At 62.7% G+C, this 1,426-nt stretch carries 1 protein-coding gene; it reads right to left on the reverse strand.

What is annotated here, in order from left to right; translation table 11 throughout:
• Nucleotides 1–67 precede the first annotated feature (67 nt).
• Nucleotides 68–1,270, reverse strand: coding sequence for an IS256 family transposase (locus D0Z70_RS24440; RefSeq protein ID WP_119750796.1), 1,203 nt, complete (start codon nucleotides 1,268–1,270; stop codon nucleotides 68–70).
• Nucleotides 1,271–1,426 lie beyond the last annotated feature (156 nt).

The raw sequence follows: 1,426 nt of genomic DNA on the forward strand, positions 1-1,426 counted from the left end.
GATCGTGTCCCACGGGATGGTGTAGCTTATAGGAGCCACCGCCGATTTCGGCATCGGTTTGAGCCGATCATGTGCCGGGTACAGCCGACAGCATGACGATGGGATTGTCGCTCACGGGCGCCATGGTTTCAAGTGTCATGTAGCGTGCCCGCTGGACGGCCCATTCGTCGGACTGTTCCATGAGGATGGCGCCGATTAGGCGGGTGATGGCGCCCTCATTGGGGAAGATGCCGACAACTTCGGTGCGCCGTTTGATCTCGCCGTTCAGACGCTCGATGGGATTCGTGCTGTGTAACTTGGCGCGGTGCTCCTTGGGGAACGTCATGTAGGCCAGCACGTCAGGCTCTGCATCGTCCATCAAAGCGGCGAGCTTTGGCATTTTCGGACGCATCTGGTCGGCAACGGATCGCCATTGCTGGCTTGCTGCTTCGGGCGTTTCTTGCGCGAAGGCAGTGCCGATGAACGCGGACACGACACGCCTGCCGCTCTTGCCGGCATGGGCCAGGGCGTTGCGCATGAAGTGGACGCGGCACCGTTGCCAGCTCGCGCACAGCAGCTTGGAGACCGCAGCCTTGATGCCTTCGTGGGCGTCGGAGATCACCAGCTTCACCCCACGAAGGCCCCGCCGCGTCAGCTTGCGCAGGAACGCGGTCCAGAAGGGTTCGGCCTCCGACGGCCCGATATCCATGCCCAGTACTTCACGCCGGCCGTCGCTGTTGACACCGACCGCGATGATCACCGCGACCGAGACAATCCGGCCATTCTGGCGGACTTTGACGTAAGTGGCATCGATCCAGAGGTACGGCCAGTCGCCCTCGATCGGGCGTTCGAGGAAGGCATAGACCTTCTCGTCGAGCTCCTCGCACAGGCGGCTGACCTGGCTTTTGGAGATGCCGTCCATGCCCAGCGCTTTGACCAGGTCGTCGACCGACCGGGTCGAGATGCCATGCACATAGGCTTCCTGGATGACTGCGGTCAGCGCCTTCTCCGCCATCCGGCGCGGTTCCAGAAAGCCCGGAAAATAACTGCCCTTGCGCAATTTGGGGATGCGCAGTTCGACCGTCCCGGCGCGGGTCTGCCAGTCGCGTTCACGATAGCCGTTGCGCTGAACAAGCCGGTCCGCGGACTTCTCGCCGTGCGCGGCACCGGTCAGGCTGCCAACCTCCATCTCCATCAGCCGCCCGGCGGCATACGAGATCATCTCGCGCAAAATATCCGCGTCAGGGGCCTTCTCGACCAGCGCGCGCAAGTGCATCATGGAATCGGTCATCGTGGTTCTCCAGGTTCGAGCTTCGCAACCCAAACCTATCCGAAAACCGCGATGACCACCCGCGCTGCTGGCTGGCTGCCACAGCGCTATATCGAAAGCGCGCAGCCAGCCAGCAGCGCTACCGTCATAACCTACACCACGTCCGGGGACGCGACC

This window comes from Sphingobium terrigena, assembly GCF_003591655.1.
In the GTDB taxonomy this organism is placed as follows: domain Bacteria; phylum Pseudomonadota; class Alphaproteobacteria; order Sphingomonadales; family Sphingomonadaceae; genus Sphingobium; species Sphingobium terrigena.

Bases quoted from the DNA above. Each gene is read 5' to 3' on its own strand.
- D0Z70_RS24440 (WP_119750796.1), bottom strand. From the start codon at position 1,270: ATGACCGATTCCATGATGCACTTGCGCGCGCTGGTCGAGAAGGCCCCT.